12 protein-coding genes are annotated in these 16,015 nt (G+C 62.2%); 8 read left to right on the forward strand and 4 right to left on the reverse strand.

Translation table 11 applies throughout. The features are described 5' to 3' along the window. Nucleotide 1: 1 nt before the first annotated feature. Both RRX38_RS00110 and RRX38_RS00115 read right to left on the reverse strand, forming a co-directional pair. A complete protein-coding gene (locus RRX38_RS00110; RefSeq protein ID WP_315961024.1) occupies nucleotides 2-895 on the reverse strand; it encodes a sensor histidine kinase in 894 nt (297 codons plus the stop codon). Between the two features lie 216 nt (nucleotides 896-1,111). After that, nucleotides 1,112-1,525 (reverse strand): hypothetical protein, encoded by a 414-nt coding sequence (locus RRX38_RS00115; protein ID WP_295477391.1) that lies wholly within the window; start codon nucleotides 1,523-1,525, stop codon nucleotides 1,112-1,114. A 564-nt stretch (nucleotides 1,526-2,089) separates the two neighbouring features. On the opposite strand from RRX38_RS00115, the gene RRX38_RS00120 reads away from it, so the two are divergent. Then, nucleotides 2,090-3,019 carry a chemotaxis protein CheV gene (locus RRX38_RS00120; RefSeq protein ID WP_295477389.1) on the forward strand — a complete coding sequence of 310 codons (930 nt, stop codon included), beginning with the start codon at nucleotides 2,090-2,092 and terminating at the stop codon, nucleotides 3,017-3,019. A gap of 52 nt (nucleotides 3,020-3,071) precedes the next feature. Further along, a complete protein-coding gene (locus tag RRX38_RS00125) occupies nucleotides 3,072-3,881 on the forward strand; it encodes an MOSC domain-containing protein (RefSeq protein WP_315961025.1) in 810 nt (269 codons plus the stop codon). 50 nt (nucleotides 3,882-3,931) lie between these two features. On the opposite strand, the gene RRX38_RS00130 is transcribed toward RRX38_RS00125, so the two are convergent. Next, complete coding sequence (locus RRX38_RS00130; protein ID WP_315961026.1) at nucleotides 3,932-5,860, reverse strand: transglycosylase SLT domain-containing protein; 1,929 nt, start codon at nucleotides 5,858-5,860, stop codon at nucleotides 3,932-3,934. A 191-nt stretch (nucleotides 5,861-6,051) separates the two neighbouring features. On the opposite strand from RRX38_RS00130, the gene RRX38_RS00135 reads away from it, so the two are divergent. Then, nucleotides 6,052-7,971: an ATP-binding cassette domain-containing protein gene (locus RRX38_RS00135; protein ID WP_315961027.1), complete on the forward strand. Its 1,920-nt coding sequence runs from the start codon at nucleotides 6,052-6,054 to the stop codon at nucleotides 7,969-7,971. A 42-nt stretch (nucleotides 7,972-8,013) separates the two neighbouring features. On the opposite strand, the gene RRX38_RS00140 is transcribed toward RRX38_RS00135, so the two are convergent. Then, a complete protein-coding gene (locus RRX38_RS00140; RefSeq protein ID WP_295477382.1) occupies nucleotides 8,014-8,454 on the reverse strand; it encodes a universal stress protein in 441 nt (146 codons plus the stop codon). A 113-nt stretch (nucleotides 8,455-8,567) separates the two neighbouring features. Between RRX38_RS00140 and RRX38_RS00145 the strand changes: the two genes are divergently transcribed. The 5 genes from RRX38_RS00145 to topA all read left to right on the forward strand — a co-directional run bounded on the left by RRX38_RS00145 (nucleotide 8,568) and on the right by topA (nucleotide 15,983). Continuing rightward, nucleotides 8,568-9,011, forward strand: a complete 444-nt coding sequence (locus tag RRX38_RS00145) for a hypothetical protein (RefSeq protein ID WP_315961028.1) — start codon at nucleotides 8,568-8,570, stop codon at nucleotides 9,009-9,011. Nucleotides 9,012-9,562: 551 nt separating this feature from the next. Further along, nucleotides 9,563-11,728: a fatty acid oxidation complex subunit alpha FadB gene (gene fadB / locus RRX38_RS00150; RefSeq protein ID WP_315961029.1), complete on the forward strand. Its 2,166-nt coding sequence runs from the start codon at nucleotides 9,563-9,565 to the stop codon at nucleotides 11,726-11,728. Between the two features lie 6 nt (nucleotides 11,729-11,734). Then, nucleotides 11,735-12,910 carry an acetyl-CoA C-acyltransferase FadA gene (gene fadA / locus RRX38_RS00155; RefSeq protein ID WP_315961030.1) on the forward strand — a complete coding sequence of 392 codons (1,176 nt, stop codon included), beginning with the start codon at nucleotides 11,735-11,737 and terminating at the stop codon, nucleotides 12,908-12,910. A gap of 108 nt (nucleotides 12,911-13,018) precedes the next feature. Further along, nucleotides 13,019-13,255 carry a DUF1653 domain-containing protein gene (locus RRX38_RS00160; protein ID WP_315961031.1) on the forward strand — a complete coding sequence of 79 codons (237 nt, stop codon included), beginning with the start codon at nucleotides 13,019-13,021 and terminating at the stop codon, nucleotides 13,253-13,255. Nucleotides 13,256-13,370: 115 nt separating this feature from the next. Further along, entirely contained in the window at nucleotides 13,371-15,983 is a 2,613-nt protein-coding gene (gene topA / locus RRX38_RS00165) for a type I DNA topoisomerase (protein WP_315961032.1), read from the forward strand. Nucleotides 15,984-16,015: the final 32 nt, after the last annotated feature.

Raw genomic sequence — 16,015 nt, forward strand, 5'->3', positions numbered from 1 at the left:
TTCAGGTCTTGTCAGAGCAGGCACGTTTCTGGCTGCGTGGCGGCCAGGGCAGCAGCACGCTGATGCGCGTGCCACGCCCCGGTGTCGTTTCCAGGTTCCAGGTGCCGCCTTGCAGGGTGGCGCGTTCGTGCATGCCGGCCAGGCCGCGCAGGCCCAGGTCAACGGGGTTGCCGGGCAGCTCGAAGCCTTTGCCATCATCGTGGATTTCCAGGCTCAGTCCCTCTGCCAGGCGCTTGAGACGCACCACCAGGTTGCTGGCCTGGGCGTGGCGCAACATGTTGGTCACGGCTTCCTGGGCGATGCGGAATGCGGCCATGGCCATGTCATTGGGGAGACCGTTGAGCGACTGGTTGCACTCCAGGGTCCAGCGCACCGGGTTATCGGCGAGATTGCGCACCAGATGCATGCGCAGGCTGGCTTCCAGGCCAAGACTGTGCAGCTGTCGTGGATTGAGAATGGCCGACAGGTCACGGACCTTGTCGAGGGTTTCTTCCAGGGTTTCTCCCAGTCGTCGACAGGGTTCGTGGCAGTCGACCGGTAGGCGGCGTTGCAGGTGGTCGAACTGCAGGCGCGCGGCGGTGAGCATCTGGCCGATGTCGTCATGCAGCTCGCGGCTCAGGCGTTGGCGTTCGCTTTCCTGAACCTGCAGCATGCATTCGGCCAGTTCCCGAGGTGCCAGGCGGATCACGCGTCGGCTCCGTTCGTGAATCAGCCAGACGCTGCCGATGCTCAGCAGGTTGACGGCCACGAAAGCCCATGCCGCTGCCTGGGCGCTGATGAACAACGCCAGGTTGCAAAGGATCGAGACAAGACAGATTGCACCGAAAAAACGGCCTGTGTTGTCGTTCGACGACTGGAGTGCAAGGCTGCGCAGTGATGCGGTGGATGGGTTCATCGACGTGCCATGGCTGATCATCAGGTGACTTCGACGGGTCGGTCGTCTATGGCCGGCACGCTCGTCGGTTCAATGCGCTGCTCATGAATTTCTACGGTCGCCAATCTTACCTGACGCCTTGCCTAAAGGAAGGTCACCCTGGGCGTTGGCCCGGCAGACCGGGCCACAGGCCGGGTATGGCCGGTGCCGCCCAGCGCATTCCGACCGGCGAGGGAATCAGGGGTCGGTGGCGTGCTGGCTGATCGCTGGAGCCAGGCGCTCGAGCAGCTCCTGCTGTTCGCCGTCATCCATCGGCAGCTCGCCGGTGCCTGGGTCGATCAGCTCCAGTTGCCAGGCCAGCAGGGCGAGACAGGACCTGATGATCGAGCGAGCCTCGCCACCCAGGCAGCCGCCGTGTGCGGCGTCGAGGCAGCCATGCAGTTGTTCGGCAAGCGCTGCCATGGCCGGGGCCGACGCTTGTCGAGCGTGGTTTCCCAGACGCTGCAGGCTGTTCTGCAGGCCCAAGACGGCGTCTTCGTCGTCGCCGATCATTTCCAGGTGGGCGAGGCATTCCTCGCAACGGTTCAGCAGGGTCTGGGACTCGAACATGAACGAGTCGTATTGCAGTGGCCAGTCTTGACTGTTCAGCATCCTTGATCTCCGTGCCTCATGGTTTGCGCAGGCAGAGTGCTCTCGGCGAATGCCAGACAGTTAATGTCGATTTCATGGGGAAGTCTGTAGGGCGCTTCCGAATATTTTCGGTAAGACGTGATTGCTCTGACGGCAATGCCGTTCAGTAGCCCACAAAGCTTGGAAACTCGACAGGAGGTCGGAGATAGACGGTCCGCCCTGGCGACATCTTGCCACCCGTGCGTGAACGAAGGCCGCATGGCCTGGAAGAGATTCAACCGCCTGACTCCATTCATGAAACGCGAATGGTGTCACAATAATAGCTATTGAATAGTGCGAATATCAGGTTCGCCCTGATACGGGCTCAGGGCTACCCCTAATACCGGTTTTGCCGATACCTGCTGAGGAGCGCGGTCCGTGCGCGTCATATCTCGCCTGAACAGTTGGAAAGATGTTTTCAGTAAAGCATGATGTTAGTGTGATATCAACGGCGGCGGACGTGCACGCGGATTAAGGTCCTGCCCTTTGCGGCCGATATAACAATAGGCAGACATCTCGTCATCACGCTTCAGGAGTTCTACTTAAATGGCCGGCATTCTCGACACAGTTGATCAGCGTACCCAGTTGGTGGGCGAGAACCGCCTGGAAATCCTCATGTTCCGCCTGGCCGGTCGTCAGTTGTTCGCGATCAACGTGTTCAAGGTTCAGGAAGTCCTGCAACTGCCCAAGCTGACGCTCATGCCGCAGCGGCACTCGTTCGTGTGTGGTGTGGTCAACCTGCGGGGCCAGACCCTGCCGGTGATCGACCTGTCCCAGGCCATCGGCATGCGCCCACTGGTGCCGGGGCCGAACAGCACCATCATCGTCACCGAGTACAACCGTTCGGTGCAGGCGTTCCTGGTGGGCGGTGTGGACCGCATCATCAACATGAACTGGGATGCCATCATGCCGCCGCCGACCAGCGCCGGTCGCCAGCATTATCTGACCGCGATCAGCAAGGTCGATGACCAGTTGGTGGAAATCATCGACGTCGAGAAGGTGCTTGCCGAGATCGTGCCTTACAACGCGCGGGTTTCCACGGAAAAGCTCAAGGATCCGATACTGGAGCATGCCAAGGGCCTGGAAATCCTGCTGGTCGACGACTCCAAGGTGGCGCTCAGTCAGCTGCGCGATACCCTGTCGCAGCTTGGGATCAAGCTGCACACCGCCAGCGACGGCCTCAAGGGCCTGAACATGCTCAAGGCTTGGGCCGACACCGGCGTGGACATGAACGAGAAGTTGCTGATGGTCTTCACCGACGCGGAAATGCCCGAGATGGATGGCTACCGCCTGACCACCGAGATTCGCAACGATCCGCGCCTGAAGGGCCTCTACGTGGTGCTGCATACGTCGTTGTCGGGCAGCTTCAACGAGTCGATGGTAAAGAAGGTCGGTTGCGACAATTTCCTCTCCAAGTTCCAGCCCGACAAGCTTGTGGATGTCGTCCGCGAGCGCCTGCAGATGGTGTTCGGCTGAGTCCTGTGTAAGCTGTGGCCTGACTTTCTGTGGCACTCAAGGAAAACAGGCCATGTTGCAGCTCAGCGCGCTTTACCGTTACCCACTCAAATCCTGCAAGCCGGAAGTGCTGCAAAGCGCCTCGCTCGATGCGCTGGGGCTGTCCGGCGACCGCCGCTGGATGCTGGTGGATGCAACCACCGGCCGCTTCCTCACTCAACGTGCGCTGCCGCACATGTCACAGCTTTCCGTGCTGTGGAACGCCAGCGGCGGTGTCACGCTGGCCGCTCCGGGTTTCCAGCCCCTCGACGTGGCCCTGCCCGAAGACCTGCCTGCCAACCTGCGCGGCGTGACCGTATGGCGCGACACCCTGATGGTGCCGGATGCCGGCGACGCAGCAGCGGAGTGGGCGAGTGCCTTCATCGGTAAACCGACCCGTGTGGTGCATGTACCCGAGGCGCGGGCGCGCTGGTTGCCCGACGGCTACGGCACGGTGCAGGACAAGGTCGGTTTCGCCGATGGCTTTCCGCTGTTGCTGATTGGCCAGGGCTCGCTGGACGATCTTTCTGCGCGTATCGGCCGGCCTCAGGAGATGCTGCGTTTTCGCCCCAATCTGGTGGTCAGCGGCGCTGAGCCCTACGCCGAAGACGGCTGGAAGCGCCTTCGCATCGGCAGTGTGGAACTGCGCGTGCTCAAGGCCTGTTCGCGCTGCATCCTCACCACCATCGATCCAGCCACCGGCCAGCGCAGTGCCGACCGCGAGCCGCTCAATACGCTCAAGGGCTACCGCCTGAAAGACAACGAAATCCTGTTTGGCCAGAACCTGGTCAATGATGGGGAAGGGCGACTGGAAGTCGGGATGCCGGTCGAAGTGCTCGAGTAGCAGGTCCGGGCCAGCCGGGCGGGTGCGCAATGCGTCCGCCCGGATGAAACTCAGAGGTCGTCGAAGAAGCGCTCGTGCCAATCCACCAGCGGCTGGGGATTGTTGAGCTTCTGGCCGTAGATCACCGCGTAGGACAGCACGTTCTGCACGTATTGGCGGGTTTCGTCGAACGGAATGCTCTCGACCCAGACATCGAAGCCCAGGTGGTTGGCGCCCTTGAGCCATTGGCGCACGCGGCCGGCGCCAGCGTTGTAGGCCGCCGAGGCCAGGACGCGGTTGCCGTTGAACTGGCCGTGGACCTGGCTGAGGTAGGCCGCACCGAGCTGGATGTTGGTTTCCGGGTTGAATACCTGCTGTGGCGAGGCCAGTGGAATGCTGAACTTGCGCGCGGTTTCCTTGGCGGTCGCCGGCATCAGCTGCATCAGGCCACTGGCGCCCACGCCAGAGCGGGCGTCATCCATGAAGGCGCTTTCCTGCCGGGTAATGGCGAATACCCAACTCGAATGCAGGCCGCGGACCTTGGCTTCACGGACCAGGGTGTCGCGATAGGCCATGGGGAACCGGATGTCCAGGTCGTCCCAGTACTGTGCCTGGCTGATGGTACGGATTGCCGGGAAGTACCATTTCATGTCGTAGGCCAGCTTGGCCTGGGCGACCATCTCGTCGCGGTTGAAGTGACGGCTGACGTGATACCACTCGCGGCGGCCGTCGACGATTTCGCCACGGGCGTGGAATTCCAGGGCGCGGCGGATGCCCGGCGTGTTGCGTACCTTGTTGATGACCGCCTGGCTCAGCACCAGCGGCTTGTTGTTGAGTTGGTAGGGGCTCTGGGTACGGTCGGCGGCCAGGAAGCCGTAGAAGTCGCGCTCCTTGGCCACGTCCTTGTACAGGCTGGGGATCAGCGGGTTGCCCGGCTGCGCCAGTTCCAGGGCGCGTGCTTCCCAGTAGCGCCAGCGGTTGGTCTTGGCCAGGTCCGGTGGCAGGCGGCGCGCCAGGTCGTAGGCCTCCTGCCAGCGGCCCAGGCGCAGCAGCAGGCGCATGCGCCATTCACTGACCGTGTCGTCGCGCAGCTGCGGGTCATAGCGGGTCATGATTTCCAGCGCGCGGTCGTCGTAGCGACGTGCGAGGGTCAAGCCGATTTCCTTGGCGATCTCGACCTTTTCTTCATTGGAAAAGTGCAGGGTCGCGGCGTAGCCGTCGAGCATCGACAGCGCCTTTTGCGGATCCTGGCGGGCCAGACGCCGCAGGCCCAGGCCGACCACATCTGACATCGCTTCGTCGACCGGGCGGAATTGCGCCGGGTTGTTGAGCATTTCCGGCTTCTGAGCCACCTGTAGCAGCAGTTTGCCTTGGGGCGCCATGGAGTTGAGGCTGTTGACCAGGCTGGTGGCCAGGCTGTAGTTGCGCGCCTGGGCGGCCAGCTTGGCGCGCTGCCAGCGCTTCTGCTCGGTGAGCTGCCCGGCGGCGGCCCACTGGGCGAAAAAGGCGTCGCAGGAGTCGGGCAGGCTCTTGCTGGTCATCCACAGTTTTTCGGCGCTGGCGTAGGCTTCGGCACGCTGGCCGTTGTTGATCTGGTACTGGCCGTACAGGCAGTCCAGTTCGGTGAAGTTCATCTTCGGATCGTAGTAGCGGACGAAGGTCGCCCAGTCGCCGCGTTCGGCCAGCCAGCGCAGCCAGCGCAGCTTCATCCAGTTGGCCTGGGGCAGGTCGCCGTGCTCGGCGAGAAATTTCTCGATCTCGACGTTGCTGGCGCTCTTGAGGCGGGCGGTCAGTTCGTCGTATTCGAGGTAGGGCTGCAGGGGATAGTCGGCCAGTGCCGCGCTGTTGCGCAGGTACGGACCGGTATCCCCCTTGGCCAGGGCGCTCTTGGCTTCGTCGTAGAGTTTGCGCTGTTGGGTGATGTCCACCGCCTGGACCTGCGTGGCGGCGGTGACGGAGAGGAGCAGGCAGGATACAAGGCTGAGCAAACGACCGCGCATGAGACTTCCGGGCTGTTGAGTCGTGAAAATGCCGTTAGCTTAGCCTTTTGCCACCTTGGGTTGAAAGCGTTGCGGCGCTCTGCGACTCACCTGGAAATAATTGATCCCCGCCTGCCAGACCGTTTCACCGCCATGCCGGACAGCGCCGCCTCATCTCGGGTAGAATGCGCGCCCGGTTTTTGGAGAAGCTCATGACCCTGCTCAAATTCAGCGATGTGTCCCTCGCCTTCGGCGCCATGCCGTTGCTGGACAAGGTGTCCTGGCAGATCGCCCGCGGCGAACGCGTCTGCATCATCGGCCGTAACGGCACAGGCAAGTCCAGCATGTTGAAGCTCGTCAGGGGCGTGCAGAAGCCCGACGACGGCAGCATCTGGCGTGCGCCGGGGCTGAAGATCGGCGAACTGCCGCAAGAGTTGCCGCTGGCCGACGAACGCACGGTGTTCGATGTCGTGGCCGAGGGCCTGGACGGTGTCGGATCGCTGCTCGCCGAATATCACCACCTGGCGCAGAACTGCGTCACCGAGGACGACCTCACCCAACTGATGAATGTCCAGCAAGCGCTGGAAGCCCGTGATGGCTGGCGCCTGCAGCAGGTGGTGGAGAGCACCCTGAGCCGCCTGCAACTGCCGGCCGACAAGACCCTGGCCGAGCTGTCCGGTGGCTGGCGCCGCCGCGTGCTGCTGGCCCAGGCGCTGGTCTGCGAGCCTGACCTGCTGCTGCTCGACGAGCCGACCAACCACCTGGACATCGGCGCCATCGCCTGGCTTGAAGAAGCGCTCAAGGATTTCCAGGGCGCGGTGCTGTTCATCACCCACGACCGGGCATTCCTGCAGAGCCTGGCGACGCGCATTCTGGAACTGGATCGCGGCGGCCTGATCGACTGGAACGGCGACTACGCCAGCTTCCTGGTGCACAAGGAAGCCATGCTGGCCGCCGAAGAAACCGCCAACGCACTGTTCGACAAGCGCCTGGCCCAGGAAGAGGTGTGGATTCGCCAGGGCATCAAGGCCCGCCGGACCCGTAACGAAGGCCGGGTGCGGGCGCTCAAGGCGTTGCGCGTGGAGCGCAGCGAGCGCCGCGAGCGCACCGGCAAGGCGAACATCCAGATCGAAGCGGCCGACAAGTCCGGCAAGCAGGTCATCGTCCTGGAAAACGTGAGTTTCGCCCACCCTGGTGGCCCGCAGCTGGTCAAGGATTTCTCCATGGTCCTGCAGCGCGAGGACCGCATTGGCCTGCTGGGCGCCAACGGCACCGGCAAGACCACCCTGCTCAAGCTGATGCTGGGCGACCTGGAGCCCACCGAGGGCAAGGTGCAGACCGGTACGCGCCTGGAAGTGGCCTATTTCGACCAGCTGCGTCATCAGCTGGATGTAGAAAAGACCGTCATCGACAATATTTCCGAGGGCCGGGATTTCATCGAGATCGATGGTCAGAACCGCCACGTGTTGAGCTACCTGGGCGATTTCCTGTTCAGCCCGCAGCGTGCCCGGACACCGGTCAAGGCGCTGTCTGGCGGCGAGCGGGCACGTCTGTTGCTGGCCAAGTTGTTCAGTAAGCCGGCCAACCTGCTGGTGCTCGACGAGCCAACCAACGACCTGGACGTGGAAACCCTCGAGCTGCTCGAAGAGGTGCTGTCGAACTACAAGGGTACGGTGCTGATGGTCAGCCACGACCGGGCCTTCCTGGACAACGTGGTGACCAGCACCCTGGTGTTCGAGGGCGAGGGCCGGGTTCGCGAATACGTCGGTGGCTATCAGGACTGGCTGCGTCAGGGCGGCTCGCCCCGCCTGCTTGGTGTTACCGACAGTAAATCGGGTAAGGCCGAGCTCAATAGCGCGGTGGTGGAAAAGCCGGCGCAGGCACCTGCGCCGGCGCCTGCCGCAGCATCGGCGAAGAAAAAGCTCAGTTACAAGGAACAACGTGAGCTGGAAGCCTTGCCTGGGCAGATCGAAGAGGCAGAGACCCGCCTGGCGGCGCTGAGCGAGGAAATTGCCCAGCCAGCCTTCTACCAGCGACCCTCCACGGAGGTCACGGCGGTGCTGGCGCAGGTCGAGAAAATGCAGGCCGAGCTGGACGCGCTGCTGGAGCGCTGGGCGGAACTGGACGACTGATGGGCAAGCCCGCAGCGGCAAGTGTCGCTGCGGGCTTGTGAGTTACTCAGGTTTCTTCAGGCGTACCGCCAGCACGTCGCAGGGGGCGCCGTGCAGGACGTCGTTGGCGGTGGAGCCGAGCAGCAGCGCCAGGCCATGGCGGCCATGGCTGCCGACCACGATCAGGTCGCATTGCTTGTCCTTGGCCAGCTGGTGAATCTCCTGGCGCGGCTGACCGTAGACCAAGTGGCTTTCGCCGGCCTTGATGTCCGGGTACTTCTCCTTGAGGCGCTGGAGCTTTTCCTTGGCCTGGTCGATCTGTTGCTGTTGCAGTTGTGACAGGTCCATGGGGACATCGCCGCCAAAGGCCATGGCCATGGGTTCGACGATGTGCACCATCGACAAGGTCGCGCCGCTGCTCTCGGCCAGCAGGCGGGCACGCTTGATGACCGGATCGCATTCATCGGTCAGGTCTATGGCGACCAGAATGTGTTGATACGGCATGAGAGTATCCTCCGGAACAATGCGTCGTAGCCAGTATGGCCCTTTCGTGCCCGTCTGGGCAGGTCCTGTTGACGGCCGTTCATTAATGATTGTTGTAGGGCGGGGCAAGGAATATGACGGGCTGGATCATTCTGTCAATCATTTGTGTGATGCTCAGCCCGCTGGTGTGGATGCTGCCATCGCGCAAGCAGAGCGGAAGGATGGCCTTGCGCCTTGAGGCGCGGCGCCTGGGAATGGGCATGCAGCTGGCGCGGGCGCAGTGGCCGCACTGGCTGGACCCGCAGCCCTCGGCCAGTTGTGCGCAGTACCACCGGCAGCGCAGCTCCGGCCTTACGGCGGGCTGGGAATACTGGCAGAACGGTGCGGGCAACTGGGTCAATCGCTGGCGCGAGCCTTGTGGCGACGAGTCGATGCTGGCCGTGCTGCGCAACCTGCCTGCCGATGTGTACAAGGTCGAGGCTGACGGGCGGATGGTTTCGCTGTATTGGGGGGAGCGCGGTGACGCGCAAGTGTTGCAGCATATTAATGAAGCGCTTCAGGCGCTGGCGGCCCGCTGAACGGTGCCCATAAAAAAGCCCGATAGCGATATCGGGCCGGGGGTGGCCAGGCAGGCCGGTAATGCAGGGCGGGCGGCGCAACGCCGCCTGGCTATCGAGCGAAGTGCTCGAAGACGATGAGCAGGACTCTAGCTGCTTTGCTCTGTTTTGTCGCTTTTTTTCCGACTGATTGTTCTGGTGAACCACGATGGTGCGCACGCAGGGTGTGAAGTTTCGCCCATACTTCGCCCTGTTGTGCGTGGGCGTACGCCAATCAGACGCTCTGCAACGGGTTCAGGCGGTCCAGGCTGACCTATGGCCGAAGCACCCTATTCAACGGAGGGGGTGGTCAATTGACAATTGCCTGCTTTTCCATGAATGTGTGCGTACCCAAGTCAAACGGTCGTATGAATTGAGCGTTTGGTGTCAGATCAGTCTGACAGAATTCTGACTGCCACGTCGGCGGCGGGCCTGTGATTTGGCGTATTCAATGACGGCGACGTCGTAGTCTCGTCGGATGTTGGTAATGTCCGATGTGTATTGTTCAGCTTCCATATCGTGGAGATCAGTTGATGATTTACGAAGGTAAAGCCATCACGGTTAAGGCTCTTGAAGGTGGCATCGTCGAATTGAATTTCGATCTCAAGGGTGAGTCCGTCAACAAGTTCAACCGCCTCACCCTCGAGGAACTGCGTCAGGTGGTCGACACCCTCAAGGCCGACAGCTCGGTCAAGGGCGTGATCGTCACCAGTGGCAAGGACGTCTTCATCGTCGGCGCCGATATCACCGAGTTCGTCGACAATTTCAAACTGCCCGATGCCGAACTGGTAGCGGGCAACCTGCAGGCCAACCGCATTTTCAGTGATTTCGAAGACCTTGGCGTGCCCACCGTGGCGGCGATCAACGGCATCGCGCTTGGCGGTGGCCTGGAGATGTGCCTGGCGGCAGATTACCGCGTCATGGCCGCAGGCGCGAAGATCGGCCTGCCCGAAGTTAAGCTGGGCATCTACCCCGGCTTCGGCGGTACCGTCCGCCTGCCGCGCCTGATTGGCGCCGACAACGCCATCGAGTGGATCGCCTCCGGCAAGGAGAATGCGGCCGAGGACGCGTTGAAGGTCGGTGCTGTGGATGCCGTGGTCGCCCCCGACAAGCTGCAGGCCGCTGCACTGGACCTGGTGAAGCGGGCTATCTCTGGAGAGTTCGACTTCAAGGCAAAGCGCCAGCCAAAGCTGGAGAAGCTCAAGCTCAACGCCATCGAACAGATGATGGCCTTCGAGACTGCCAAGGGCTTCGTCGCCGGTCAGGCCGGCCCCAACTATCCGGCTCCTGTCGAGGCCATCAAGACCATCCAGAAAGCTGCCAGCTTCGGTCGCGACAAGGCGCTGGAGGTCGAGGCCGCCGGCTTCGTCAAGATGGCCAAGACCTCTGCGGCGCAGAGCCTCATCGGCCTGTTTCTCAACGACCAGGAACTCAAGCGCAAGGCCAAGGCCTATGACGCACAGGCTCGTGATGTGCACCAGGCCGCAGTGCTGGGTGCCGGCATCATGGGCGGCGGCATCGCCTACCAGTCCGCCGTCAAGGGCACTCCGATCCTGATGAAGGACATCCGCGAGGAGGCCGTGCAACTGGGCCTGAACGAGGCGTCCAAACTGCTGGGCAACCGTGTCGAGAAGGGGCGCCTGACCCCGGCGAAGATGGCCGAGGCGCTGAATGCCATCCGTCCGACCCTGTCCTATGGTGATTTCGGCCATGTCGACCTGGTGGTCGAGGCCGTAGTCGAAAATCCCAAGGTCAAGCAGGCGGTGCTTGCCGAGGTCGAGGAGCAGGTGGGCGAGAACACCATCCTGGCGTCCAACACCTCGACAATCTCCATCAGCCTGCTGGCCAAGGCCCTCAAGCGCCCGGAAAACTTCGTTGGCATGCACTTCTTCAACCCGGTGCACATGATGCCGCTGGTGGAAGTGATCCGTGGCGAGAAGTCCAGTGAAGAGGCCGTGGCAACGACCGTCGCCTACGCCAAGAAAATGGGCAAGAACCCGATCGTGGTCAACGATTGCCCGGGCTTTCTGGTCAACCGCGTACTGTTCCCTTACTTCGGCGGTTTCGCCAAGCTGGTCAGCGCCGGTGTGGACTTCGTGCGCATCGACAAGGTCATGGAGAAGTTCGGTTGGCCCATGGGCCCGGCCTATCTGATGGACGTGGTCGGTATCGACACCGGTCATCATGGTCGCGACGTCATGGCCGAAGGCTTTCCCGATCGCATGAAGGACGAGCGCCGCTCGGCCATCGATGCCCTGTATGAGGCCAAGCGTCTGGGCCAGAAGAACGGCAAGGGTTTCTACGCCTACGAGACCGACAAGAAGGGCAAGCCGAAGAAGGTTTTCGACCCGCAGGTCCTCGATGTGCTCAAGCCGATCATCTTCGAACAGCGCGAGCTGAGCGACGAAGACATCATCAACTGGATGATGGTCCCGCTGTGCCTGGAGACCGTGCGCTGCCTGGAAGATGGCATCGTCGAGACGGCGGCCGAAGCCGACATGGGTCTGATCTACGGCATCGGTTTCCCTCCGTTCCGGGGTGGTGCGCTGCGCTACATCGACTCCATTGGTGTAGCCGAATTCGTCGCCCTGGCCGATCGTTATGCCGAACTGGGTGCCCTGTATGAACCGACCGCGAAACTGCGTGAAATGGCCCGCAACGGCCAGAGTTTCTTCGGTCAAGCGCCAGTCAAGGAGTAAGCATCCATGAGTCTGAATCCAAGAGATGTCGTCATCGTCGACTTCGCTCGCACACCCATGGGGCGTTCCAAGGGTGGCATGCATCGCAACACTCGTGCCGAGGATCTCTCGGCGCATCTGATCAGCAAACTGCTGGAACGCAATGCCAAGGTCGATCCGGCCGAAGTCGAGGACGTCATCTGGGGCTGCGTGAACCAGACCCTGGAGCAGGGCTGGAACATCGCCCGCATGGCCTCGCTGATGACCCAGATCCCGCATACCTCGGCCGGGCAGACTGTCAGCCGCCTGTGCGGCTCGTCGATGAGTGCCCTGCATATCGCCGCCCAGGCGATCATGACCGGCAACGGCGATGTGTTCGTGGTCGGGGGCGTCGAGCACATGGGGCACGTGGGTATGATGCACGGCGTCGATCCCAACCCGCACATGTCGCTGTATGCGGCCAAGGCCTCGGGCATGATGGGCCTGACCGCCGAATTGCTGGGCAAGATGCACGGCATCAGCCGCGAGCAGCAGGATGCTTTCGGCCTGCGTTCCCACCAGCTGGCCCACAAGGCCACCGAGGAAGGACGCTTCAAGGACGAGATCATCCCGATGCAGGGCTATGACGAGGACGGCTTCCTCAAGGTCTTCGCCCATGACGAGACCATCCGTCCGGAAACCACGCTGGAGGGCTTGGCTGCCCTGAAGCCGGCGTTCAATCCGAAGGGTGGTACCGTGACCGCCGGTACCAGCTCGCAGATCACCGACGGTGCGTCGTGCATGATCGTCATGTCGGCACAACGCGCCAAGGACCTCGGGCTCGAGCCGCTGGCGGTGATCCGTTCGATGGCGGTGGCAGGCGTAGACCCGGCCATCATGGGCTATGGACCGGTCCCGGCCACTCAGAAGGCACTCAAGCGTGCCGGCCTGTCGATCGCCGACATCGATTACTTCGAACTCAACGAAGCCTTTGCTGCACAGGCGCTGCCCGTGCTCAAGGATCTGAAAGTGCTCGACAAGATGGACGAGAAGGTTAACCTGCACGGCGGCGCCATCGCCCTGGGTCACCCTTTTGGCTGCTCGGGAGCACGTATCTCGGGTACCCTGCTCAACGTCATGAAGCAGCGTGGCGGGCGGCTGGGTGTGGCGACCATGTGCATTGGCCTGGGCCAGGGTATCGCCACCGTCTTCGAACGCGTCTGATCGACTGCGCAGACAACGGCCGGGGCCTGATGCCCCGGCTTTTGCGTTTTTCGGCTACGGTTTTTTCGGTTAGGGTTCACCTGGCCTGACTTTTTTGAGGATTGCACTGTGGATTTGCAGCCAGGGCTTTATCGCCATTACAAGGGGCCGGAGTACCGGGTTTTCAGTATCGCTCGTCACTCGGAAACCGAGGAGTGGGTGGTCTTCTACCAGGCGTTGTATGGCGATTACGGCATGTGGGTAAGGCCTCTGACAATGTTCCAGGAAACTGTCGAGGTTGACGGCGAGCGTGTGCCGCGCTTTGCTTTGGTCCGTGCCGAAGAAAGTCTTTTTTCCCGGCCATGAGGCGGGTCGCTGCCGTTGGCACTGCTTGACCTCACCTTTTAGCCACTATATATAGCGGTGCCTTTACAGGTTCGCGTCTGTCTTTCATTTATCGTTTTCAGGAATTTTCTGATCCATGGGCAAATCGCTGGTCATCGTGGAATCCCCGGCTAAGGCCAAGACCATCAACAAGTATTTGGGCAACCAGTACGTGGTGAAGTCGAGTATCGGCCATATCCGTGACCTGCCCACCAGCGGTTCGGCCAGCGCCAGCAAGGAGCCCGCGGCCAAGCGCGGCAAGGCTACCGCCAGCGAGGCGCCGGCCCTGAGCCCCAAGGAAAAGGCCCGTCGCCAGCTGGTAGCGCGCATGGGCGTGGACCCGGAGCACGGCTGGAAAGCCAAGTACGAGATCCTGCCGGGCAAGGAAAAGGTCATCGAAGAGCTGCGCAAGCTGGCCAAGGATGCCGACACCATCTACCTGGCAACGGACTTGGACCGCGAGGGGGAGGCGATCGCCTGGCACCTGCGCGAGGCCATTGGCGGTGAAGACGAGCGCTTCAAGCGCGTGGTGTTCAACGAAATCACCAAGAAGGCCATCCAGGACGCGTTCTCCAAACCCGGCGAGTTGGATATCGCCCGGGTCAATGCCCAGCAGGCGCGCCGATTCCTCGATCGCGTGGTGGGCTACATGGTGTCCCCATTGCTGTGGCAGAAGGTCGCACGGGGCCTGTCTGCCGGCCGTGTGCAATCGGTGGCGGTGAAACTGGTGGTCGAGCGTGAGCGCGAGATCCGCGCGTTCATCCCCGAGGAGTACTGGGAGGTCAACGCCGACCTGGGCACCGCCAAGGGCGCACAGGTACGTTTCGAGGTGGCGCGGGAGAAGGGCGAGGCCTTCAAGCCGCTCAACGAAGCCCAGGCCATGGCCGCGCTGAACAAGCTGAAGGCTTCCAGCTTCAGCATCGTGCGTCGTGAAGACAAGCCGACCAGCAGCAAGCCCTCGGCCCCCTTCATTACCTCGACCCTGCAGCAGGCTGCCAGCAACCGTCTGGGCTTCGGGGTGAAGAAGACCATGATGATGGCCCAGCGTCTGTATGAGGCCGGTTACATCACCTACATGCGTACCGACTCGACCAACCTCTCTGCCGACGCCCTGGCGATGGCACGCAGCTACATCGAGAGCGAGTTCGGCAAGAAGTATCTGCCGGACAGCCCGAACCTCTACAGCAGCAAGGAAGGCGCCCAGGAGGCTCACGAAGCGATTCGCCCGTCGGATGTCAACACCCATCCAAGCAAGCTTTCCGGCATGGAGCGGGACGCCGAGCGTCTTTACGAGTTGATCTGGCGCCAGTTCGTGGCCTGCCAGATGCCGCCGGCCCAGTACCTGTCGACCACCGTCGCGGTGGCCGCTGGCGATTTCGAGCTGCGTGCCAAGGGCCGTATTCTGAAGTTCGATGGTTACACCAAGGTGCTGCCGCAGATCGCCAAGCCCGGTGATGATGGTGTGCTGCCAGACATGGCCGAAGGCGAAAAGCTCGATCTGCTCGCCCTCGACCCGAGCCAGCATTTCACCAAGCCCCCGGCGCGCTATTCCGAAGCCAGCCTGGTCAAGGAGATGGAAAAGCGTGGTATCGGCCGACCTTCCACCTACGCGGCGATCATCTCGACGATTCAGGATCGCGGTTACGTGACATTACACAACCGCCGTTTCTACTCCGAGAAGATGGGTGACATCGTCACCGAGCGCCTGGCTGAAAGCTTCTCCAACCTGATGGACTACGGCTTCACTGCCGGCATGGAAGAAAACCTCGACGACGTGGCCCAGGGCGAGCGTGACTGGAAGAACGTGCTGGACGAGTTCTATGACGATTTCCGCACCAAGCTGCAGATCGCCGAGGCGCCGGAAGGCGGCATGCGCGCCAACCAGCCGGTGATGACCGACATCCCATGCAAGGTCTGCGGTCGCCCGATGCAGATCCGTACCGCCTCCACCGGCGTGTTCCTCGGCTGCTCGGGCTACAGCCTGCCACCCAAGGAGCGTTGCAAGGCCACCGTCAACCTCACGCCGGGTGACGAGATCGCCGAAGACGACGAGGGCGAGTCCGAATCCCGGGTGCTGCGCGGCAAGCATCGCTGCCCGATCTGCAGCACGGCGATGGATGCCTACCTGCTGGACGAGAAACACAAGCTGCACATCTGCGGCAACAACCCCGACTGCTCGGGATATGAGATCGAAGAGGGCAGCTACCGCATCAAGGGCTATGAGGGCCCGAGCCTGGAGTGTGACAAGTGCGGCAGCGAGATGCAGCTCAAGACCGGTCGATTCGGCAAGTTCTTCGGTTGCACCAACCCTGAATGCAAGAACACCCGCAAGCTGCTGAAGAACGGCGATGCGGCGCCGCCGAAGATGGATCCGGTGAAGATGCCGGAGCTCAAGTGCGAGAAGGTCGACGACACCTACGTGTTGCGTGACGGTGCTTCAGGGCTGTTCCTGGCCGCCAGCCAGTTCCCCAAGAACCGCGAGACCCGAGCGCCGCTGGTGCTCGAGCTGCTGCCGCACAAGCAGGAAATCGACCCCAAGTATCACTTCCTGTGCGATGCGCCTGCCCAGGATCCAGATGGCCGTCCGTCGGTGGTGCGCTACAGCCGCAAGACCAAGGAGCAGTATGTGCAGACCGAGGTCGACGGCAAGCCGACCGGCTGGCGCGCGTTCTACGATGGTGGAACCTGGAAGGTCGAAGACAAGCGCTGAGGGCGACGCCCCTGCGTCGGCAGGGGCCAAGG

It is taken from the genome of Pseudomonas sp. DTU_2021_1001937_2_SI_NGA_ILE_001, from assembly GCF_032463525.1.
Classification (GTDB): Bacteria; Pseudomonadota; Gammaproteobacteria; order Pseudomonadales; family Pseudomonadaceae; genus Aquipseudomonas.